This window comes from Salinibacterium amurskyense (genome assembly GCF_002797685.1).
Taxonomy (GTDB): Bacteria; Actinomycetota; Actinomycetes; order Actinomycetales; family Microbacteriaceae; genus Rhodoglobus; species Rhodoglobus amurskyensis.
Genome location: NZ_PGFH01000001.1, coordinates 440,452 through 460,428, shown reverse-complemented (window position 1 = coordinate 460,428; position 19,977 = coordinate 440,452). Strand labels below are relative to the sequence as shown.

The 19,977-nt window shown below is 63.8% G+C and carries 14 protein-coding genes; 8 read left to right on the top strand and 6 right to left on the bottom strand.

Annotation, left to right across the window (positions count from 1 at the left end; all coding sequences use genetic code 11):
* Positions 1–115: 115 nt before the first annotated feature.
* On the top strand, positions 116–976 hold the full coding sequence (locus tag CLV85_RS02150) for a DNA-methyltransferase (protein WP_100387967.1): 861 nt from the start codon (positions 116–118) through the stop codon (positions 974–976).
* A complete protein-coding gene (locus tag CLV85_RS02145) occupies positions 973–1,746 on the top strand; it encodes an HAD-IIA family hydrolase (RefSeq protein ID WP_100387966.1) in 774 nt (257 codons plus the stop codon). Before CLV85_RS02150 ends, CLV85_RS02145 begins: the two co-directional genes overlap by 4 nt.
* Here CLV85_RS02145 and CLV85_RS13505 read toward each other — a convergent pair.
* The 3 genes from CLV85_RS13505 to CLV85_RS13310 are packed head-to-tail and all read right to left on the bottom strand — an operon-like array spanning position 1,743 to position 3,997.
* Complete coding sequence (locus CLV85_RS13505) at positions 1,743–3,254, bottom strand: septum formation family protein (protein ID WP_229820397.1); 1,512 nt, start codon at positions 3,252–3,254, stop codon at positions 1,743–1,745. The two genes, CLV85_RS02145 and CLV85_RS13505, sit on opposite strands and share 4 nt — an antisense overlap.
* Positions 3,251–3,802 (bottom strand): orotate phosphoribosyltransferase, encoded by a 552-nt coding sequence (pyrE, locus tag CLV85_RS02135; RefSeq protein WP_100387965.1) that lies wholly within the window; start codon positions 3,800–3,802, stop codon positions 3,251–3,253. The genes CLV85_RS13505 and pyrE overlap by 4 nt, the downstream gene beginning before the upstream one ends.
* 30 nt (positions 3,803–3,832) lie before the next feature.
* The gene (locus CLV85_RS13310) at positions 3,833–3,997 is read right to left on the bottom strand and encodes a hypothetical protein (protein ID WP_157847468.1); all 165 of its coding nucleotides are present in this window, start codon (positions 3,995–3,997) and stop codon (positions 3,833–3,835) included.
* Positions 3,998–4,068: 71 nt separating this feature from the next.
* Here CLV85_RS13310 and CLV85_RS02130 point away from each other — a divergent pair, with 71 nt between their 5' ends.
* On the top strand, positions 4,069–4,905 hold the full coding sequence (locus tag CLV85_RS02130; RefSeq protein ID WP_100387964.1) for an exodeoxyribonuclease III: 837 nt from the start codon (positions 4,069–4,071) through the stop codon (positions 4,903–4,905).
* Positions 4,906–4,969: 64 nt separating this feature from the next.
* Here the strand turns inward: CLV85_RS02130 and CLV85_RS02125 are convergent, their stop codons facing one another.
* Positions 4,970–7,135, bottom strand: a complete 2,166-nt coding sequence (locus tag CLV85_RS02125) for an ATP-dependent Clp protease ATP-binding subunit (protein ID WP_100387963.1) — start codon at positions 7,133–7,135, stop codon at positions 4,970–4,972.
* Between the two features lie 118 nt (positions 7,136–7,253).
* Between CLV85_RS02125 and CLV85_RS02120 the strand changes: the two genes are divergently transcribed.
* The 3 genes from CLV85_RS02120 (at position 7,254) to CLV85_RS02110 (ending at position 13,654) form a co-directional block, all read left to right on the top strand.
* Entirely contained in the window at positions 7,254–9,113 is a 1,860-nt protein-coding gene (locus CLV85_RS02120) for an HSP90 family protein (protein ID WP_100387962.1), read from the top strand.
* Positions 9,110–11,914 (top strand): hypothetical protein, encoded by a 2,805-nt coding sequence (locus tag CLV85_RS02115; RefSeq protein ID WP_100387961.1) that lies wholly within the window; start codon positions 9,110–9,112, stop codon positions 11,912–11,914. Before CLV85_RS02120 ends, CLV85_RS02115 begins: the two co-directional genes overlap by 4 nt.
* Positions 11,915–11,986: 72 nt before the next feature.
* Positions 11,987–13,654 (top strand): hypothetical protein, encoded by a 1,668-nt coding sequence (locus CLV85_RS02110; protein WP_100387960.1) that lies wholly within the window; start codon positions 11,987–11,989, stop codon positions 13,652–13,654.
* 67 nt (positions 13,655–13,721) lie between these two features.
* Here the strand turns inward: CLV85_RS02110 and CLV85_RS02105 are convergent, their stop codons facing one another.
* The gene (locus CLV85_RS02105) at positions 13,722–15,086 is read right to left on the bottom strand and encodes an NAD-dependent succinate-semialdehyde dehydrogenase (RefSeq protein ID WP_100387959.1); all 1,365 of its coding nucleotides are present in this window, start codon (positions 15,084–15,086) and stop codon (positions 13,722–13,724) included.
* A gap of 141 nt (positions 15,087–15,227) precedes the next feature.
* Positions 15,228–16,787: a PucR family transcriptional regulator gene (locus CLV85_RS02100; RefSeq protein WP_100387958.1), complete on the bottom strand. Its 1,560-nt coding sequence runs from the start codon at positions 16,785–16,787 to the stop codon at positions 15,228–15,230.
* A 162-nt stretch (positions 16,788–16,949) separates the two neighbouring features.
* Between CLV85_RS02100 and gabT the strand changes: the two genes are divergently transcribed.
* Positions 16,950–18,311, top strand: a complete 1,362-nt coding sequence (gene gabT / locus CLV85_RS02095) for a 4-aminobutyrate--2-oxoglutarate transaminase (RefSeq protein ID WP_100387957.1) — start codon at positions 16,950–16,952, stop codon at positions 18,309–18,311.
* Positions 18,312–18,430: 119 nt separating this feature from the next.
* The gene (locus CLV85_RS02090; protein ID WP_100387956.1) at positions 18,431–19,897 is read left to right on the top strand and encodes an NAD-dependent succinate-semialdehyde dehydrogenase; all 1,467 of its coding nucleotides are present in this window, start codon (positions 18,431–18,433) and stop codon (positions 19,895–19,897) included.
* Positions 19,898–19,977: the final 80 nt, after the last annotated feature.

Sequence of the window (19,977 nt, the reverse complement as noted above, 5' to 3'; positions counted from 1 at the left end):
GCAGTCCACCCGAATCTGCCCTGCACTGGGGCTAGAACGTTGGTTCTCGGAGTTCAATTCAGGCATCTCGGTCACGAACGCTCCCGCGCGCGTCACTGACTGTTAATCTCAAGGGATGCAGCCGCCTTGGACTCCCGATGGACCCGACCTTGTTGTGCACGGCGATAACCTGCCTGTGATCAGCACTTTGCCTGACGAAAGCTTTCGCCTGATCTATATCGACCCCCCGTTCAACACGGGCCGAACGCAGCGTCGTCAGGCGCTGACCACGCAGCGATCGACCGAAGGAACGCGCGTGGGCTTCGGAGGCAACAATTACGACACGATTAAGGGAGTGCTTTACTCCTACGACGATACGTTCGCCGACTATTGGGAATTCTTGGAGCCGAGACTGCAGGAAGCATGGCGGTTGCTCGACGACCGCGGCACCCTTTACCTGCACCTCGACTACCGCGAGGTCCATTACGCCAAGGTCGCTCTCGATGCCCTCTTCGGCCGCGACAGCTTTCTCAACGAAATCATTTGGGCCTACGACTATGGCGCTCGGGCCACCAAAAAGTGGCCGTCGAAACACGACACGATTCTTGTCTACGTGAAGAACCCCAAGAACTACTACTTCAACAACGAAGAAGTCGACCGCGAGCCCTACATGGCTCCCGGCCTCGTAACCGCGGAGAAGGCCGCCCGTGGAAAACTGCCCACGGATGTGTGGTGGCACACCATCGTCTCGCCCACCGGCAAAGAGAAGACGGGCTATGCCACCCAGAAACCCGAGGGCATTCTGCGGCGCATTGTTCAGGCATCCAGCCAACCTGGCGACTGGGTACTCGACTTCTTTGCCGGCAGCGGAACCACCGGCGCCGTTGCTCAAGCGCTCAAGCGTCGCGTTGTGCTCGTAGAACAAAACGCCGCCGCGATTGAAATCATCACGAGTCGCCTCTCAAATGAGACCGCGTTCGCTAAAGTGAGCGCATGAGAAATCGCGACGAAATCGAGTGCTGGCTCACCGACATGGACGGTGTGCTCGTACACGAGAACCACCCGGTGCCCGGCGCCGCCGAACTTCTACAGAAGTGGCGTGACGAAGAGAAGCCCTACTTGGTTCTCACCAACAATTCGATCTTCACCCCGCGCGATCTCAGCGCCCGCCTCAAGGCTTCTGGCCTCGACGTACCGGAGTCAGCGATCTGGACCTCGGCTCTTGCTACAGCAGACTTCCTGAAGGAACAGATCCCCGGCGGCAGCGCCTTCGTCATCGGTGAGGCCGGCATCACAACGGCCCTCCACGAGGCCGGTTTCATCATGACTGAGACCAACCCCGACTACGTCGTGATCGGTGAGACCCGCAACTACTCCTTCGAAGCCATCACTAAGGCCATCCGCCTCATTGGCAACGGCAGCCGCTTCATTGTGACCAACCCGGATGCCACGGGTCCGAGCGCCGACGGCCCCCTGCCCGCCACGGGCGCGGTCGCCGCTCTCATCACCAAGGCCACGGGACGCGAGCCGTACATCGTCGGTAAGCCCAACCCCATGATGTTCCGCTCAGCACTCAACAAGATTGGCGCGCACAGCGAGACGACCGGCATGATCGGTGACCGCATGGACACCGACATCGTCGCCGGCATCGAGGCAGGGCTTCACACCGTTTTGGTGCTCACGGGCATTAGTGATCAGAAAGAAATCGACCGCTACCCGTTCCGCCCGAACGAAGTTCTCGACAGCGTCGCCGACCTACTGAACTAGTTCTCAGGCGTTTGTGGCTGGGAGACGGATGCCGTGAGGGCATCGTCTCCCGCTCGCGTGGCGAAGCAGTAGTAGTCGCGGTTTCCGGCATCCCAGTCGTCGGCGGTCGCGGCGAAGCTGGCGACAATCTCGAGATCGGCAAATGATTTAGCGGCCGCGAAGTCGATAACGGAGTCGGTTGAGCAAGCTTGCGCTGTGCGCGAGGCCAGCTGTTCGGCGTCCGGATACGGATCGGATGCCGCGTCGTCGAACTGACCGATCGTGAGCAGTTGGGCGGCGTGCGGTTGAGCGCACTCGATGACGGTGTATTCCTGCTCCCATGCGGAGGCGAAAGGCTCGAGGCATTCGCCGCCGGCAAGCTCATCCCACTGGTAGGTTCCGGGCGCGACGGGCCCCACTACCGGGACGGTCTCGGTGGGGACGGCCGTGGGGGTTGCCGAGACGGCCACGGCAGGTTCCATGCTGTCGCCGATGCGCGTGCCCAGCAAGAACAGGGCGACCAATGCGAGCGCTGCAACGAGCCCGCCGCCGACCGCGAGCGCGATCATCTGGCCGCGCGGAATCGGCGGGCGCGGGGGTGGGGGAACCCGCTGCTGGCGCACCACAACAGCCGACGAGGGTGCGGCAAGAACCTGGTCGTCGTACTCAACGAATTTGTCCTCGCCAAAAAGGTCACCGACCGCGTCATGCTCGACGGATTCCGCTTCCGCTGAGATGCCCGCGAGCGACTGTGCGTTCATGACTTCGGTTGCACCATCGAGCGCAGGATCCACGGCCGGAGGCACGTGACTCTGACGACGAGTGGGCGCCGCCATTGCCGCAGTGGGAAGGTCGGCCACATCCATCGCTCCCGTGGGGAGATCGCTGATGTCCATCGCGCCGGTTGGTAGGTCGGCGACGTCCATCGCACCGGTCGGGAGGTCGCTCAGGTTCATGGCGCTCGTGGGCAGCTCGGCGACGTTCATCGCTTCGGTCGCGGGCGGCTCGACGAGCGGTGCCGGGGGCGAAGCCGGCTGCGACGCGGGCGTCACCTCACCCGCGACAGGCGGGAGCTTGAGCAGCCCGGGAATCTCTGGGCTCGCCGAAGGGGGTGCGGCGGGTGGAGTCGCAGGAGCAGGAGTCAGTGGCGGCAGCGGAACCTCGAGCGCGGTCGCGCCCGGAACAACAGGTGCGGGCGGCGCAGCAGGCGCAACCGGCGGTGCTGCCGCGGCAGGCGGAACCGGAGGAGCTGACGCAGCAGGCGGAACCGGCGGTACTGCCGCGGCCGGAGGCATCACGGGCGGCGAAGCGGGAGATAGCGGAACCGTCGGAGCGGCGGGTGCTGCCGCCTCGTCGGGCTGGCGAGGCAGTACGCGGGTGGGTTCCTCGGGCTCGGTCGGCTCGAGAGGTTTCTTCGGCGGTGTGGCCGGAGGCACCTCGGGGTCGCTCGGAGTCAGTCCCCAGTTGAATGAGGACTGCCGAGGCTCGTTGCCGTTGCCGGCTCCCGAGGAGTTATCTCCGGATGTCACGGAGTCAGCCCCAGTTCACCCAGCCCAATCGCGGAGTAGTAGGGGTAGCCGGCAGCTTCGATGCGTTCCTTGGCACCCGTGTCGCGATCGACGACGACGGCAACGCCGGCGATGATCGCGCCAACCTTTTCGAGCGCTTCGATCGCAGCGAGCGGCGAACCACCCGTGGTAGAGGTGTCTTCGAGAACAATGACGCGCTTGCCTTCGAGCTCAGGGCCCTCAACTTGGCGGCCGCGGCCGTGATCCTTGGGCTCCTTGCGAACAACGAAGGCGTGATAGCTGAGGCCGCGAGCGGCACCTTGGTGAAGCATGGCCGAGGCGATCGGGTCGGCGCCCATCGTCATCCCCCCGACAGCAAAGATGTCGGGGATGTCAGCGATGAGGTCAATCATGACCTGACCGATGAGGGGCGCAACACGGTGGTCGAGGCTCACGCGACGCATGTCGACGTAGTAAGTAGCCTTCTTTCCGCTCGTCAAAGTGAAGTCGCCGTGGAACACGGCATCGGCGGAAATGTGCTCAATGAGCTGCTGCTTGGCGTCGGTCACGAGTACAGAATACCCATTGTGGGCAAGGCTTTAGAGGCTGCTCTGGCCCAGAATCAGCAAAGCGCCCGAGAGAACGACGCCGATAAAGCCCAATACGGCCACGATGGTGGCGTTGCGACGGTCGAGACGATCAGCCTGTTCTGCCGCTTTGAGGCACTGCTCCGCTTCGTCGTCTACGAGGGTGAGCGGCTGCATGTTTCGACTCTACGGTGCGGCTCTGACACTGTCGTCGCCCAATACAGGGGTAGACCTATTACCGTTGAACCATGCGTATTGCCACCTGGAACGTGAACTCCATCAGAACCCGAGTTGGTCGCGTCGTCGACTGGCTTCTTCGCGAAGATATTGACGTTCTCGCGATGCAAGAAATCAAGTGCAAGCCCGAACAGTTTCCGATGGACGCCTTCACCGAGGCTGGCTACGAGGTAGAACTCCACGGGCTCAATCAGTGGAACGGCGTCGCGTTCGCGAGCCGTCTCCCGATGGATGACGTGACAGTCGGTTTCGATACCCAGCCCGGTTTCGGCAAGCCCCTCGATGACGGCACGGTGCCCATCGAAGCCCGCGCCATTGGCGTCACGGTTGAAGGCGCACGCCTCTGGAGCCTGTACGTGCCCAATGGTCGCGAGCTCGACAACCCCCACTACCCCTACAAGCTCGAATGGCTCGCGAACCTCAAGACGCAGGCCGCCCAGTGGATGAGTGAGAACCCCGAGCAGCCGCTCGCGCTGATGGGCGACTTCAATATCGCCCCCTTCGACCACGACGTCTGGGACATCGCGGCGTTCGAGGGCAAGACTCACGTGAGCGACGCCGAGCGCGCCGCCTTCCGCGCCTTCGAAGAGGCCGGGATGATCGATGCTCTCCGCAGCCGCAACATCGAGGGCTACACCTACTGGGATTACCAGCGCCTGCGCTTTCCCCGCAACGAGGGCATGCGCATCGACTTTGTGATGGGCTCACCCGCGTTCGATGAACTCGTTACCGAAGCATCCATCGACCGTGAAGAGCGCAAGGGCGATGGCCCGAGCGACCACGTCCCCGTCGTCGTCGATCTCGCGATCGATACCGAGAACGACGACGATCGGCCGATGTTCCTCTAACCGTTAGGCCGGAGGCTGGCTTAGCGATCAGCGGTCGGCAGTTGTCCGCTAAACCGAAAGTCCGCTAGGCCGGAGCAGTGCCGGGGCCGCGCGTGACCTGCAGGCCATCGCCACTGCTGGCGAGCCCCACGAGCACGGTATCTCCATCGCGAATGTGACCGGCGAGCAACGCCTTGGCGAGCTTGTCGTCGATTTCGCGCTGCATGAGGCGGCGCAGCGGACGCGCACCGTAGATTGGGTCGTAGCCGCGCTCGGCGAGCCAGCTGCGAGCATCCGGAGTCACCGCCAGTTGCAGACGGCGATCGGTGAGACGCTTGCTGAGACGGTCGATATCGAGCTCAACGATCTGGCTGAGATCGTCGGTCGACAGCGGCTGGAAGACCACGATGTCGTCAAGACGGTTGATGAACTCGGGCTTGAACGACTTGCGCACGAGGTCGTCAACGGCGGCCTTGCGGGCATCCCACGGCAACTCCTGGTCGGTGATGAACTGGCTGCCCAAGTTGCTGGTCAGAATCAGAATCACGTTGCGGAAGTCGACAGTGCGGCCCTGACCGTCGGTCAGACGACCGTCGTCGAGCACCTGCAGGAGAACGTCGAAGACTTCGGGGTGCGCCTTCTCAACCTCGTCGAGCAGGATGACCGAGTAAGGGCGCCGGCGAACAGCCTCGGTCAACTGACCACCCTGTTCGTAACCGATGTAACCGGGAGGGGCACCGACGAGTCGCGAGACGGAGAACTTCTCGCCGTACTCGCTCATGTCGATGCGTACGAGAGCTTTCTCGTCGTTGAAGAGGTACTGGGCCAGGGCCTTGGCGAGCTCGGTCTTTCCGACACCGGTGGGGCCGAGGAACAGGAACGAACCCGTGGGGCGGTCGGGATCGGAGATACCGGCGCGGGTACGGCGCACAGCTTCAGAAACGGCCTGCACGGCATCCTTCTGGCCGATGAGGCGCTTGCCGAGTTCTGCTTCAAGGTGAAGCAGCTTCTCGGTCTCGCCCTCGGTGAGACGGTCGACGGGGATGCCCGTCCACGCCGCGACGACGGCAGCGATGTCTTCCTCGGTCACCTGGTCATTGACCATGCGCGGGCCCGTGGGCTCGTTGCTTTCGGCCGTGGCAATCGCTTCTTCGATCGCAGGAATCGTCTCGTAGTTGAGCTTGGAAGCCTTCTGGTATTCGCCATCGCGCATCGCACGGTCAAGCTCGATGCGAGCATCGTTGAGGCGAGTCTTGAGGTCACCGACACCCGTGAGGCTCGACTTTTCGAGCTTCCAGCGCGCTTCGAGTTCGCTCAAGTGTTTGCTCTGCACCGCGAGGTCTTCGCGCAACTTGGTCAAACGAGCCTTCGAGGCGTCGTCTTTTTCTTTCTTCAGCGCGAGTTCTTCAATGCGGAGTCGATCGACGGCACGCTTCAACTGGTCGATCTCAACCGGCGAAGAGTCGATCTCCATCTTGAGGCGGCTAGCGGCCTCGTCGATCAGGTCGATTGCCTTGTCGGGAAGCTTCCGGCCGGAGATGTAGCGGTTGCTGAGCGTCGCTGCTGAGACGAGAGCAGAGTCAGCGATCGCAACTTTGTGGTGCGCTTCGTAGCGCTCCTTGAGTCCACGCAGAATCGCGACGGTGTCTTCAACCGACGGTTCGCCAACGAACACCTGCTGAAAGCGTCGCTCGAGGGCGGCATCCTTCTCGATGTATTGGCGATATTCGTCGAGGGTTGTCGCACCAATGAGGCGTAGTTCACCGCGGGCCAGCATGGGCTTGAGCATGTTGGATGCCGCTACCGAGCCGTCGCCACCGCCAGCGCCCATGAGGGTGTGAAGTTCGTCAATGAAAGTGATGATCTCGCCGTCGGAGTCTTTGATCTCCTTGAGTACGGCCTTGAGACGCTCTTCAAATTCACCGCGGTACTTGGCGCCGGCGACGAGCGCTGCCAGGTCGAGCGAGATGAGCTGCTTGTCTTTGAGCGAGTCAGCAACGTCGCCCGCGATGATGCGCTGAGCGAGGCCCTCCACCACGGCAGTCTTTCCGACGCCGGGCTCACCGATCAATACCGGGTTGTTCTTCGTGCGGCGGGTCAGCACTTGGCTCACTCGACGAATTTCGGCGTCTCGCCCGATTACAGGGTCGAGCTTGCCGCTGCGGGCAATCTCGGTGAGATTTACCCCGTACTTTTCGAGAGCACTCTTTTGCTCTTCATCGGTACTTGGGGCACCCTGCATGTTCGCCATTACAAACCCTCCACAAACTTGAGTTAAGACGACTCAAGTTTATACCTGCGACCACGCTCGTGGCTAGGTGATTCCTGTGCGCTCGCAGAGAACCACCCTCGGATGAGACAATTTCACGGTGACCGCGACTCCCGACGACGATCTCCAATCCTTTCAAGTGAACCTCACGGGGGTTGTCGACCTCCTGAGCAAGCACATTTACTCGAGTCCGCGCGTGTATTTGCGCGAACTGCTGCAGAACGGGCGCGACGCTCTGGCCGCACGGGTTGAGCTCGACGGCGACGACGCGAGCCGCGGCATCCGCATCACTCCGTTGAGCGACTCGAACGACACGTTCCGCTTTCAGGATGATGGCATCGGGTTGACCGCCGCCGAGATGACCGAGCTGTTGTCGACCGTGGGCCGATCATCCAAGCGCGACATCTTTGACCTGCCCCGCAGCGACTACCTGGGCCAGTTCGGCATCGGATTGCTCAGCTGCTTCATGGTGGCCGACCAGATTGTGATTCAGTCACGCTCCGCTCGCGGCTCAGCCCCGGTCGAATGGATCGGCAATAGCGACGGCACGTTCAGCGTGCGCGAGTTGGAGGGCGACCTGCCCATCGGCACCACCGTGTCGCTCAAGCCGCGCTTCGATCAGCACGACCTGTTGAGCACAACGACCGTAATGGCACTCGCGAAGACCTTCGCCGAGTTCTTGCCCGTGACTGTGCGGGTTGACCTCCCCCACGGCGGCAGCGAGACAGTCACACACGCGGCACCGTTCATCGAGCCGCACACCACCGACCCGGTCGAGCTGCTGGCGTACGGCCGAGAGCTGCTGGGGGCCGATCCTTTTGCCGCAATCCCGCTGAGCGTGCCGGGCACGAGCACCACCGGTGTGGCGTACGTGCTTCCCAGCTCGCCGCCTCCCGGTGCTCGCCAAGCCAACCGCGTCTACCTCGGCCGCATGCTGCTCAGTGAAAACGTTGACGCGCTACTGCCCGACTGGGCTTTCTTCGTGCGCGTCGTGCTGAACAGCACCGCCCTCACCCCCACCGCGAGCCGGGAATCGCTCGTGGATGATGACCTGCTCGAGCACACGCGCTCCGCGATCGGCACGACGCTTCGCCAGTGGGTGTTGGAGCTTGCCGCCCGCAATCCGGGCCAACTCAGCGACTTTGTGAACCTGCACTCGCTCGCCCTCAAGTCGCTCGTGATTCACGACGAAGAGTTGGCGACCTTCATCACGCCCTGGCTCAGTGTCGAAACGACGCTGGGGCGCATGACCATCGAGACCCTCACTCGCGACCACAAGGCGCTGCGGTACGCCGAGTCAGTGGATGAGTTCCGCCAGATCGCGAGCATCGCGAGCGCCGACCGCCCCGTGATCAACGGCGGCTATGTGTACGACACTGAAATCGCCCGCCTGCTGCCCACGATTGTTGATGGCCTCACCGTTGACCGCGTGAGCGTGCTCGACGAACTCGACTTCTTAGAAGTACCGCCGCTGGATGCCCGTACCGCTGTTGCGCGACTCGAAGACCGTGCCAGCGCCGTGCTCGCCGACGCCAACTGCTCGGTGATCGTGCGCAGCGTGCCGAGCGCCGACGTGACCGGGCTCTACTTGGCCGACCCCGAAGTGCTCCGCTCGATCGACCGCCGTTCGGCGCGCGAAGTGAGCAAGCCCGGCCTGTGGCAAAACGTGCTCGGCAAAGTGGATGCCTTCGCTGACGAACGCCTCGCGAGCGACGGCATCAGCAAGAGCCTCGCTCGCCTCTGCCTCAACTGGAACAATCCCGTTGTCGTCACTCTCTCAACGCTGAGCGACGACGCGGTGTTCTCCCGCACGATCCAGCTGCTCTACGTGCAGGCCCTCCTCACCAGCCAGCGTCCGCTCAGCGTGCGCGACCGCGCCATGATGACCAACTCCATGTCCGACCTGATCGCGATGAGCGTGAAGCTCGGCGACGACCTCCCCGAAGGAAACTCCCTATGAGCGTGGCCCGCATCCAAGAACTGTTCGCTGAGATCGATGGCATGGCTTACGGCCCCGAGGAGCGTTCTCGCGTCGACGAAGCGATCGCGCTCGCGATTGAGATCGGTGACGAAGAGCTCGAATATCGGGCACGGATTCGGCAGACGGCATCCGCCAACATGCTCGGTGACACCGAGACTTTGCTCTCGTCATTCGCCTGGTGCTTGGCCAAGCACGACGAAGACCCCGTGCGTTTTCCGGATGAGGTTGGTCACCAAGGTGCCGGCCTCATGTGGCAGTTCAAATGGATTGCCACCACGCTGGCGAGCTCGCCCATCTTCGGTACGGATGACATCTCTAGCGCCCTCGCCGACATGGAGAGCCACTACCGCAAGGCCGGCATCGGCCAGAGCGGCGTACTGACCTCGCAATTCGCTACCGCCTGGCGTTTGGGCGAACTCGAGCGCGCCGAAGAATTGCGGGCCCAGCTCGTGGTGACCCCGCGCGACCACTACAGCCACTGCGATGCCTGCGTGCGCAGCGATGCCAGCGGGTTCCTCACCGAAATGGGCCGCGACGCCGAGGCAATTGTGCTCTTCGACGAACTCATCGAAGGCGGCTATAGCTGTGGCGATGAGCCCGAAGCCGCCCTCTCGCGTGCCCTGCTCCCCTACTTGCGCGCTGGCCGCCTCGACGACGCTCGCGCCGCCCACTTTCGCAGCTACAACCTCGCCCGCGACAATGCCGACAACCTCAGCATCATCGCCAACCACTTCATCTTCTGCGCTGTCACCGGCAACGAAGCACGCGGCCTCTCGATGCTCGAACGCCACCTCTCGTGGTTCGTGCACGATCAGCTCAACGCCGACGGCCAGTTCGCCGGCCTCCTCGCCGCGGGCGTTCTGCTCGACGCGGTGACCGCTGCCGGCTTCGGCGAGCAGACCGTTCGGGGCGCCGAGAGCCGCGAACTGCAGGTGCTCTTCGGAGAACACGACGGCGCCTGGACCGCCGAAGAACTCGCCACCGCCGTGTGGGCTGCTGCGCGCCGCATCGGCGACCAGTTCGACCAGCGGGCCGGCAACGACTACCGGGCTAACCGCATCCAGAAGGCTAAAGAGCTGGCCAACGAGCGCTACCCGCTGAAGCTGTCGAGCGAGACGCTCGGCCTCGTTGCTCCCGCAGACGCTACGCCGACGGATGCCGCCGGCTGGCTGCTGCGTGCGCAAGAACTGACCGCAATTGGTTGGCTTCCAGCCGCGATCCCCGCAGCTCGCAAGGCTGCGGAGTTGACGACCGGCAAGGATCGCACGACCGCCCTCGGAGCGTTGATTGCCGGGCTAGTGGCTACCGGCGACCTCGCGGCGGCACAATCGGCACTGGAGGAACGCATCCCGGCTCTGCGCGAGCACGGCGACGATGCTCAGGCCTCGCTCGAGGAACTGCTCGGCTTGGCGCTGTTCGGCCGCGGCGAAGAGGCTGACTTCGATGCCTTGCGCGTGGCCGTGGAGGTGTCGGGCGATCTCGCACCGACGCAGGTCGCCGATCTCGAGCTGTCGCTGTTGGGGCTGACCCTGCGCGCTGAAGAGCCCGATGTGGCGGCCGCTCACGCTCTTGCCGTGCGCGCTCTCGGCCACGCCGAGGAGGGCGACGCTGTGTTCGCTCGCACCAATGCGTTGCGCTACCTGTCTGACCTTTCGGCTTCGATGGGCGAGATCGAGAAGTCGCTCGAGTACGTCGACGCGATTCTTGCGGCAACGGAGAACCGCGGTGTTGCGGCTCATGCCCACGCACTCCGCGCCCGCATCATGGGCAGCACCGGCCAGTTCGAAGAGGGTGCCCGCAGTGCGGATGCCGCGAGCGAATGCGCCCATGCGACCGACGCTCTCGGGCCGCTGCACGACACCACCGTTCTTGCTGGCCGCCTCTACGACGAGGCCGAGATGTTCGCTGACTCGGGCAGCCGTTTCCGTCTCGCGGTGCGTTACGCCGAGCGACTGGAGATCGATACGGTCGGCGCTCGGTACGCCCTCGGTCGCGCGCTCGTGCGCAGCGGTGAAACCTCCGAAGCCATCGACCTGCTCATTGCTCTCTACGAAGAAGAGACTGCCGCCGAAGCTGCTCCCGGCAGCCGTGGTGAAACCCTGTACTGGCTCGGCCATGGCTTCGTTGCTGCCGGAGAACCGGCATCCGCCGTCGGCACGTGGGAGACGGCAACCGAGCTCTACCTCGAATCGGGAGACACCCAGAGCGCTGCCCGCACCCTCGCCGAAAACGCGAGCCTGCACAGCGCCAATGGCAGCCCCGAAGAAGCAGCGACCTTGCTCGAAGCCGCAGCGACCCATGCCCGGGCCACGCCAGACAACCTCAACCTGCTCGTGCGCGTGCTGCACCAGCAGGGTCGCGCCCAAGCTGACGTCGGCAACGCCGAAGGCCTGACGACGCTGGATGAGGTTCTCGCCCTCGCCACCGAGCACGACGCCGATTGGCTGCACGCCGACGTCACCGACTCAAAAGCGCGCTCGCTGGCCAGTTTGGGTCGCGCGAAGGAAGCCGTCGCGCTTGCCTTGACCGCCGCTGATGCTTATCGCGCCGCGGGTGACCCGCTCTCGGCCGCCAACACCGAACGTTTCGTGGGAGGCGTGCTGGCCGAAGAGGGGCGCCACGACGAAGCAGTAACCGTGCTGCAGTCGGTCATCGAGCAGGCCGCCAACCACGAGCAATTGCGCACCCTGGCCGCGTTCGAACTTGCCGAAAGCTTCGACGCCCTCGGGCGCACGGCTGATGCTGCTGCCGCCCGGGCGATCGCGGAGGGCGCTAGCTAACCCGCGAGAAACGCTGTTCTGCCCCACGAAGGCGGGGAGTGCAGTTCGCGCGGTGGCAGGGATAATTTGAGCATGGTCTTCGCTCTTTCTGACATCGACGCCCCCACCGAGGGCGAGCAATGGTTGCTTCGCGCCGAAGAGCTCTTCACCGGAGAAGAATTTGCGCCAGCACTCAGCGCAGGCAACCAAGCCGTGCTACTCACGAGTGGCGTGGCCCGGGTCAACGCTCTCGAAGTAGTGACGGCATGCTGCGTGCAACTCGGCCAGTTCGAGACTGCCGACATCGTTGCTCAGCAGCGCCACGACCTCCTGATCGAACTCGACCGTCCCCTCGAAGCCGCCAGCCAAGCAAAAATGGGCTTGGCGCGCTTCGGGCGGGCGGAGCCCTACGACCTCGCCGCCCTCGAACGTGAGGCTAGAGCAGCGGCCGATCTCCCTCCGCGACTCCACGCCATCGCCCTACTCGCGCACGCTGATGCGATGTGGCGCCAGAGTTTTCGTGACCTCGAGAACATCCATTCCTCAGCAGGGTTGGCCTATTTGCAGGCTGACGTCGCAGAGGACAAAGGGTCGACCCAGTTCCGCGCTCTTCGCTATCTCGTGCAGATTGCCTACGACGCAGGCGACGCACCACGGATGCTGGAGTTCTGCGATCTTCTCCTCGCCTCAGCACGCAACCGAACTGCACGCGCGGAAGCACACACGTTTCACGCACTGGCTCTGAGCGGCGTGCACCAACCGACTGAAGCCCTTCATGCGGTCAATCTCGCCATCGACCTCTATGCCGCCATCGACCTGCCCGAACGGCTCTACAACACCACGCTTCTGGGAGGGCGCCTGGCGGTGGACGCTCGCGAGCGTGCTGTCGCCCTGGGTCGTTTCCGCGACGCAGTGACGCTCGCCGATCAGCTAGACATCGACAATAGCGAAGCCCGGAAGGCTGTCGCCAACACTCTTGTGGCAACAGACAACCACACCGAAGCCATCGGCATGCTCACCGAGGTATATAACCACGAGACCGCCACGGGAGCACCCCCAGAGGTGCGGGCCGAAAGCCTCGATTTCATGGCGCACTCACTCGCCGCAACCGAGCAACCGGACGCCGCCATCGAAGTGTGGGCCATGGCCTCGAACCTCTATACCGAGGCCCGCGCTCTCGACGACCTCGCGCGCGCCAACTACAACGCTGCGGCTCTTCAGACACAACGGGATAACCACGAAGCTGCCCGGGAACTCTTGATGGTCGCGGCCGCTGCAGTACGAGAATCAGAGGGTGACGGCGCACTCTACGTGGGCGTATTGCACTCGCTCGGCATGACCCAGGCACGAGTGGGCGATCGCACCGCCCTCGCAACGTTCGACGAAATAGCCACGGAAACCTCGCGAAACAACGCGATGCGACTCTGGGCGACAGCGCTCGATGGCAAGGCTCGCGCTCTCCATATTTTGGGAGAAACCCCGGATGCCATCGAGCACGCGGCGAAGGCTGCTGCGGCCCTTCGCTCAGCCGGTGACCCCCGCGAAGCCCTCACTATCGAGCGCTTCGCTGCGGAGCTACTTGCCGAGCAGGGGCGAACCAAAGACGCCATCAAACTGCTCAAAACAGTCGTGAAGAACGCCCGCGGTGATGCCGAGATGCTCGCCGGAGCGAACCGCGAATTGGCCGACTGCTACGACGCGCTAGGAAAGAAAAGACGAGCTACGGGCACGCGTTCCCTGGCGGAAAAAGCGCAGCCGTAACTCGTCTAGTGACACACGGATGCTGACGCTCAGCGGCAGCTGACCCGCCGCCGAGCGTGCGCCCCCGTTACGGGCGCTTGACCAGCTTGCGGTTCACGAACTCGTCGACGCCGTAAGGACCAAGCTCACGACCGGTGCCGGAGTTCTTGACTCCACCGAAGGGCAGCTCGGGAGCATCCGCGCCGACCTCGTTGATGTAGACCATGCCAGCGTCGATGCCGTCAGCGATGCGGTCGGCCTGCTCGGCATCCGTCGTGAAGACGTACGAACCGAGACCGAACGGCGTTGCGTTGGCGAGAACGATCGCTTCTTCTTCGCTGCTCACGCGGTGCAATTGAGCAACCGGCCCGAAGAACTCGGTGACGTACGCGGGGTTCTCGGGGCTGATGTTCTCGAGTACTGCGGGAGCAAACTTGGTGCCATCGCGCTTGCCGGTTCCGACGCGCAAGGTGGCGCCAGCAGCAACCGCTTCAGCGACCTGCTCTTCGAGACCCTTGGCCGCGGCTACCGAACACATCGGGCCGAGCTCGGTGCTCTCATCCATGGGGTCGCCGACCGTGATGGCACCCATCGCGGCGCTGAACTTCTCGGCGAACTCTTCGTAGAGCGAGTCGATGATAACGAAGCGCTTGGCGCCGTTGCAGGCCTGACCATTGTTGTCGATGCGAGCGGCGACCGCGGCCTCGACCGTGGCCTCCATGTCGTCCGTCGACATGAGGATGAACGGGTCCGAGCCGCCCAATTCGAGCACGCTCTTCTTGAGGTTGGCGCCCGCGGCGGCGCCCACGATTGCACCGGCACGCTCGGAACCCGTGAGAGAGATTCCTTGGATGCGCGGGTCGTCGATCATCGCGGCGATTTGGTCGTTGTCGGCGAGCACATTCTGGTAGCCACCGATCGGCAAACCGGCCTCGTGAATGAGCGCTTCAAGAGCCGCCGAAGACTCGGGGCACTGCTGCGCTGGCTTGATCAAAACGGGGTTGCCGAGGATGATGCTGGGCCCGGCGAAACGAGCGATCTGGTAGATGGGAAAGTTCCACGGCATGATGCCCAAAACGGGACCGATGGGGCTCTTACGAATCCACGCGGTGCCGGCTCCGGCGGGAATTTGCTCGTCGGCGAGGAACTCCTCAGCGTTGTCGGCGAAGTAGCGGAAAATGTCAGCGGAGAACTCCACTTCACCCACCGCTTGGGCCAAGGGCTTGCCCATTTCGCGCACGATGATTTCGCCAAATTCGGCCGAGCGTTCCATGAGGAGATCGGCAATGCGAGTGACGATCGCTGCGCGGTCTTTTACCTGATCACGGTTCATTCCGCCGTTGTACTCAGAGTGCGCTGCAGCGACAATCTGCTCGATGACTTCGTCACTCGCGGCGGGGTGCGCTGGGCCCTCTTCGCCGGTGTAGGGATTGATCACTTGAAAAGTCTTCATGAGAGGTTCCTCGCTGCTCGAAAAGGACCGGCGACGCCGCCGAGAATTGTTCGTAGGCTACATGCGAAATCCTAAAAATTGGAAGTCAGGGTTTTTGCGGGGCGCTGTGAGGGGCGGTCGCGGCTCGCACAAGTGGTGCGGCTAGGAGCCGGTTTCGCCGAGGTCGATCGCGGCCAACATCGCCCACAATTCGGCGCGGCCCTGGAAGGTGTCGAGGCTCAGATTGGTGAGCTCGGAGAGCCGCTGCATCCGCGACTTCAAACCGTGCCGATGGATGCCCAGCTCACGCGCCGCGGGATCCCACTGACCGTTGTGCCGAAGCCACACTTGCGCGAACCGCAGCAGCCCGATTCCCTCGGCAGATTCGATCACGCTCGCGAGCCTGGCGTGAGCAATATCGGCGACCGAACTCGACGCCAGCAGGCCGAAGAAACTTTCGCCCACGAGACTCGCGAATTCGGTGACCGTCGCGGGTGGCGATGCTTCGAGTGAGCGCACGGCCTGAGTGATCGCGACCGTGAGCTCAGGCCAGCCGACCTCGGCCGAAAGACCGACGGTGAGATCGCTCGCGGCAAAGAACCGACGTTCGGCGGCGAGCTGCTTGGCATCGATCAGCACGAGCAAGTGGCGGCCATCCGCCACGGCGAAGATGCGACTGTCCGACCGCGCAGCTCGCCGCTCGAGCACGTCCCGCACGCTCGCGCTCGTCTCGCTGAGGTCGAGCGCCGCCACCGCAAACCGGTCGGCCGGTAACTCGATGCCCGCCACCCGCACCGCACGCCGCACGCTGTCGACCCGGCCATCCTTGAGCAGCTGAAACAACTGCTCCAGAATCGCCCGATGCCCCACCCGCAAATTCTCCGTCTGCTCGAGCGACACCTCGGCGAGCGCCGCCAACACGGTCATCACCGAACGATCGAGCGCCCCGAATTCGGTGTCGCGGGCCCACGCGATGGCGCCGCACAGCCTCCCGGTAGAGCCGAGAGTCTGCACGACGCGATGCTCGTCCGCTGCGTCATCGGCGACGCGCGCGCGACGAGCCCGCCCCAGCAGGTCCGTGACCGATCGGCGGATGTCGGGGGCGGCATCCAGCGATCGTCGGGTGTGGCTGTCGCGGTGGGGTTCATTCACGAGCTCGCCGTCGGCGTCGAAGATCCACACTCGGCAGTCGAGGTGCTCGGCAGCGCTGATCGCGGCGGAGCTCAAGCGCCCCTTGCCGACGGCGGCGCGAGCGATGTCGTTTTGGGCGGCGAGGGCGCGGTCGAATCCGGCACGCGCTTGTTCGGCTTCGTTGTCGGCGACGAGACGGCTGATGGCGATGAACGGGATGCGGTACGGCACTTCGAAGAGCGGCAGGCCGGCCGTGGCGCACGCGGCGACGAGGCCGGCGGGCACTCCGTGGGTGATCACTTCGGTGCCGAAACCGATTGCGGCGACCCCGGCGCTGACGAGCCGAGCGACGTAGCCGACGAAGTCTGCCTCTGCCGCAGGCTCAGCGACTGGTTCTGCGGTCGGGTCGGCGGTATCGACGAATTGGCGGCCGGTCGTGAGCAGCAACTGGCCCTCAGAAACGAACGGCGTCGGGTCGTTGAGGTCGGAGTTGTGCACCCACGTGACCGAGCGGTCGAAGGTGCTCGAATCGGTGAGCGGGCGCAGCGCCAGGCGCTCGGTCGCGATGATTTCGCTGAGGGGTGTGGGCATGGCAATCCTCCTGCTGCCATTCTGTCAGCAATCGCCGCCGATACTGCCATTTTGTGACTGTTGCGCCGGGCATCCGCGAACTAGGTTGAACCAAACGTTTTGCACGACACCGCCCGCCGTCAGCGGTCGCGGGTCGTCTACACAGATTGGATTCCGGTGGCCATGTCTACTTCTTCTTCCAGCACCACGGCCCCGGTCGGCGGCCCCTCGCTTCCGCAGAAGCGCGAACTCGTCACCGCGATTCCCGGACCGCGCTCGCTCGAACTGCTCGAGCGCAAGAAGCAGTCCGTCGCCGCCGCTATCGGCATCACCCTTCCCGTCTTCGTCGAAGCTGCCGGCGGTGGCGTTCTTCGTGACGTCGACGGCAACACCCTCATCGACTTCGGTTCCGGCATTGCCGTAACCGGCGTCGGCAACTCGGCACCCGCCGTTGTCGAAGCCGTCACCGCTCAGGTCGCCCAGTTCACGCACACCTGCTTCATGATCAATGGCTACGAAAGCTACATCGAGGTCGCCGAGAAGCTCAACGAGATCACCCCCGGTACGCACGAGAAGCGCACCGCGCTCTTCAACTCGGGCGCCGAAGCTGTCGAGAACGCGATCAAGATCGCCCGCTACTTCACCGGCAAGCAGGCCGTTGTGGCCTTCGACCACGCTTACCACGGCCGCACCAACCTCACGATGGGCCTCACCGCCAAGTCGATGCCCTACAAGAGCGGCTTCGGTCCGTTCGCCTCGGAGATCTACCGCGCCCCCATGTCGTACCCGTTCCGCGATGGCGGAATCAGTGGTGAGGATGCCGCAGCCCGCGCCATCCTGCAGATCGAGAAGCAGGTCGGCGCCAGCAACCTCGCCGCGATCATCATCGAGCCCATCCAGGGCGAGGGTGGCTTCATTGAGCCCGCCCCCGGATTCCTCCCGGCACTCGCCGAGTGGGCCACCGCCAACAACGTGATCTTCATCGCTGACGAAGTGCAGACCGGCTTCGCTCGCACCGGAGACCTCTTCGCTTCCAACCACGAGAACCTCGTTCCCGACATCATGGTGACCGCCAAGGGCATCGCCGGCGGCCTTCCGCTCTCGGCCGTCACCGGTCGCGCCGATGTCATGGATGCCGCTCACGTCGGCGGACTCGGCGGAACCTACGGTGGAAACCCCATCGCCTGTGCCGCAGCGCTCGCCACCATCCGCACCTTCGAAGAGTCGGGCGCCATCGAGCGTGCCCGCGAAATCGGAACTACCTTCCGTGGCCGCCTCAACGGACTCCGCGCCGGCGACCCCCGCATCGGAGACGTTCGTGGCCGCGGCGCCATGATCGCCATGGAACTCGTCGACCCCACCACGAAAGAGCCCGACGCGGCCCTCACATCGAAGATCGCGGCTGCAGCGCACGCCGCCGGTGTTGTCGTGCTGACCTGTGGAACTTATGGCAACGTCATCCGCTTCCTCCCGCCGCTCTCGATCTCTGACGAGCTCATCGCTGACGGCCTCGACGTCGTTCGCGACGCTCTCGCCAAGGCCTAACTCGCGGCCAGCGGGCACTGAGCGCGCGTTCAGTGCCCGCCCACGCGGCGCCAAGCCGAAGTTCAGCTTGCGCTGTTTGACTGACTCGCAGATTTCCCACCACGAAAGGTGCACACCGTATGACGAACTCCACCGAAACCCAGCTTCTCGAAGCCGTGCCGAATCAGCTCTTCATCGGCGGTGAGTGGATTGCCGCCTCGGGCGACAAGTCGCTCGACGTGACCGACCCCGCTACCGGCAAGGTCATCCGCACCATTTCGGATGCTTCGGCAGAGGACGGCATGCGAGCGCTCGACGCTGCGGTTGCCGCTCAGGATTCCTGGGCAGCGACACCTGCTCGGGAACGTGGCGAGATTCTGCGTCGCACCTTCGACCTCGTGCAGGAGCACCGCGACGACCTCGCGCTGCTCATGACGCTCGAGATGGGCAAGCCGCTTGCCGAAGCCAACGGTGAAGTCACCTACGGTGGCGAGTTCTTGCGCTGGTTCAGCGAAGAGGCTGTGCGCATCTCGGGTCGCTTCGGCAACACCCCTGAGGGCACCGGTCGCATGATTGTGTCGCAGCGTCCGGTCGGTCCGTGCTTCTTGATCACGCCGTGGAACTTCCCGCTCGCAATGGCGACCCGCAAGATCGCGCCAGCGCTGGCCGCCGGCTGCACGGTTGTCGTGAAGCCCGCCGCGCTCACCCCGCTCACCACACTGTTCTTGGCGAAGCTCTTCGAAGAGGCCGGCCTCCCCGCTGGCGTGCTCAACGTTGTCACGACGTCGAGCTCCTCCGAAGTGTCGGAGCCGATCATCGCGGACTCTCGCCTGCGCAAACTTTCGTTCACTGGCTCCACTCCGGTGGGCAAGGCCCTCATCAAGCAGGCCTCCGAAAACGTTCTGCGCACGTCGATGGAACTCGGCGGCAACGCCCCGTTTGTCGTCTTCGACGATGCTGACCTCGACAAGGCTGTAGATGGTGCGATTGCGGCTAAGTTCCGCAACATCGGCCAAGCCTGCACCGCCGCCAACCGCTTCATCGTTCACAGCTCAGTTGCTGCCGAGTTCGCCGAGAAGATTGCCGCTCGCGTCGCCGACATGAAAATCGGTCGCGGCACCGAAGACGGCGTCAACATCGGCCCGCTCATCAACGACAAGGCCGTCGACAAGGCCGACGAGTTGGTTCAGGATGCCGTGAAGCGCGGCGCTACCCTCGTCTCCGGCGGCAAGCGCGTCGAGGGCGATGGAAGCTTCTATGAGCCCACGATCGTGTCGAGCGTACCCACCGACAGCGACATCCTGCGCGAAGAAATCTTCGGACCGGTTGTCTCGATCGTGGAGTTCACCGACGAAGCCGAAGGTGTACGCCTCGCGAACGACACCGAATATGGTCTTGTCTCGTATGTGTTCACCGAAAGCCTTGCCCGGGGAAACCGGATGATCGATGCTCTCGACACCGGCATGATGGGCCTCAACGTGGGCGTGCTCTCCAACGCAGCCGCCCCCTTCGGCGGAGTGAAGCAGTCCGGCATCGGTCGCGAAGGCGGCTCGGAAGGCATCCACGAGTACCTCTCTACTAAGTACACGCTCGTTCCCAACAGCTAATGTGCAACTGTATCCCGTCGGCGCATCTCGAGGAATGTCCTCTGTGCGTTGACGAGCCGAACATCACGCGCGGCTACAAC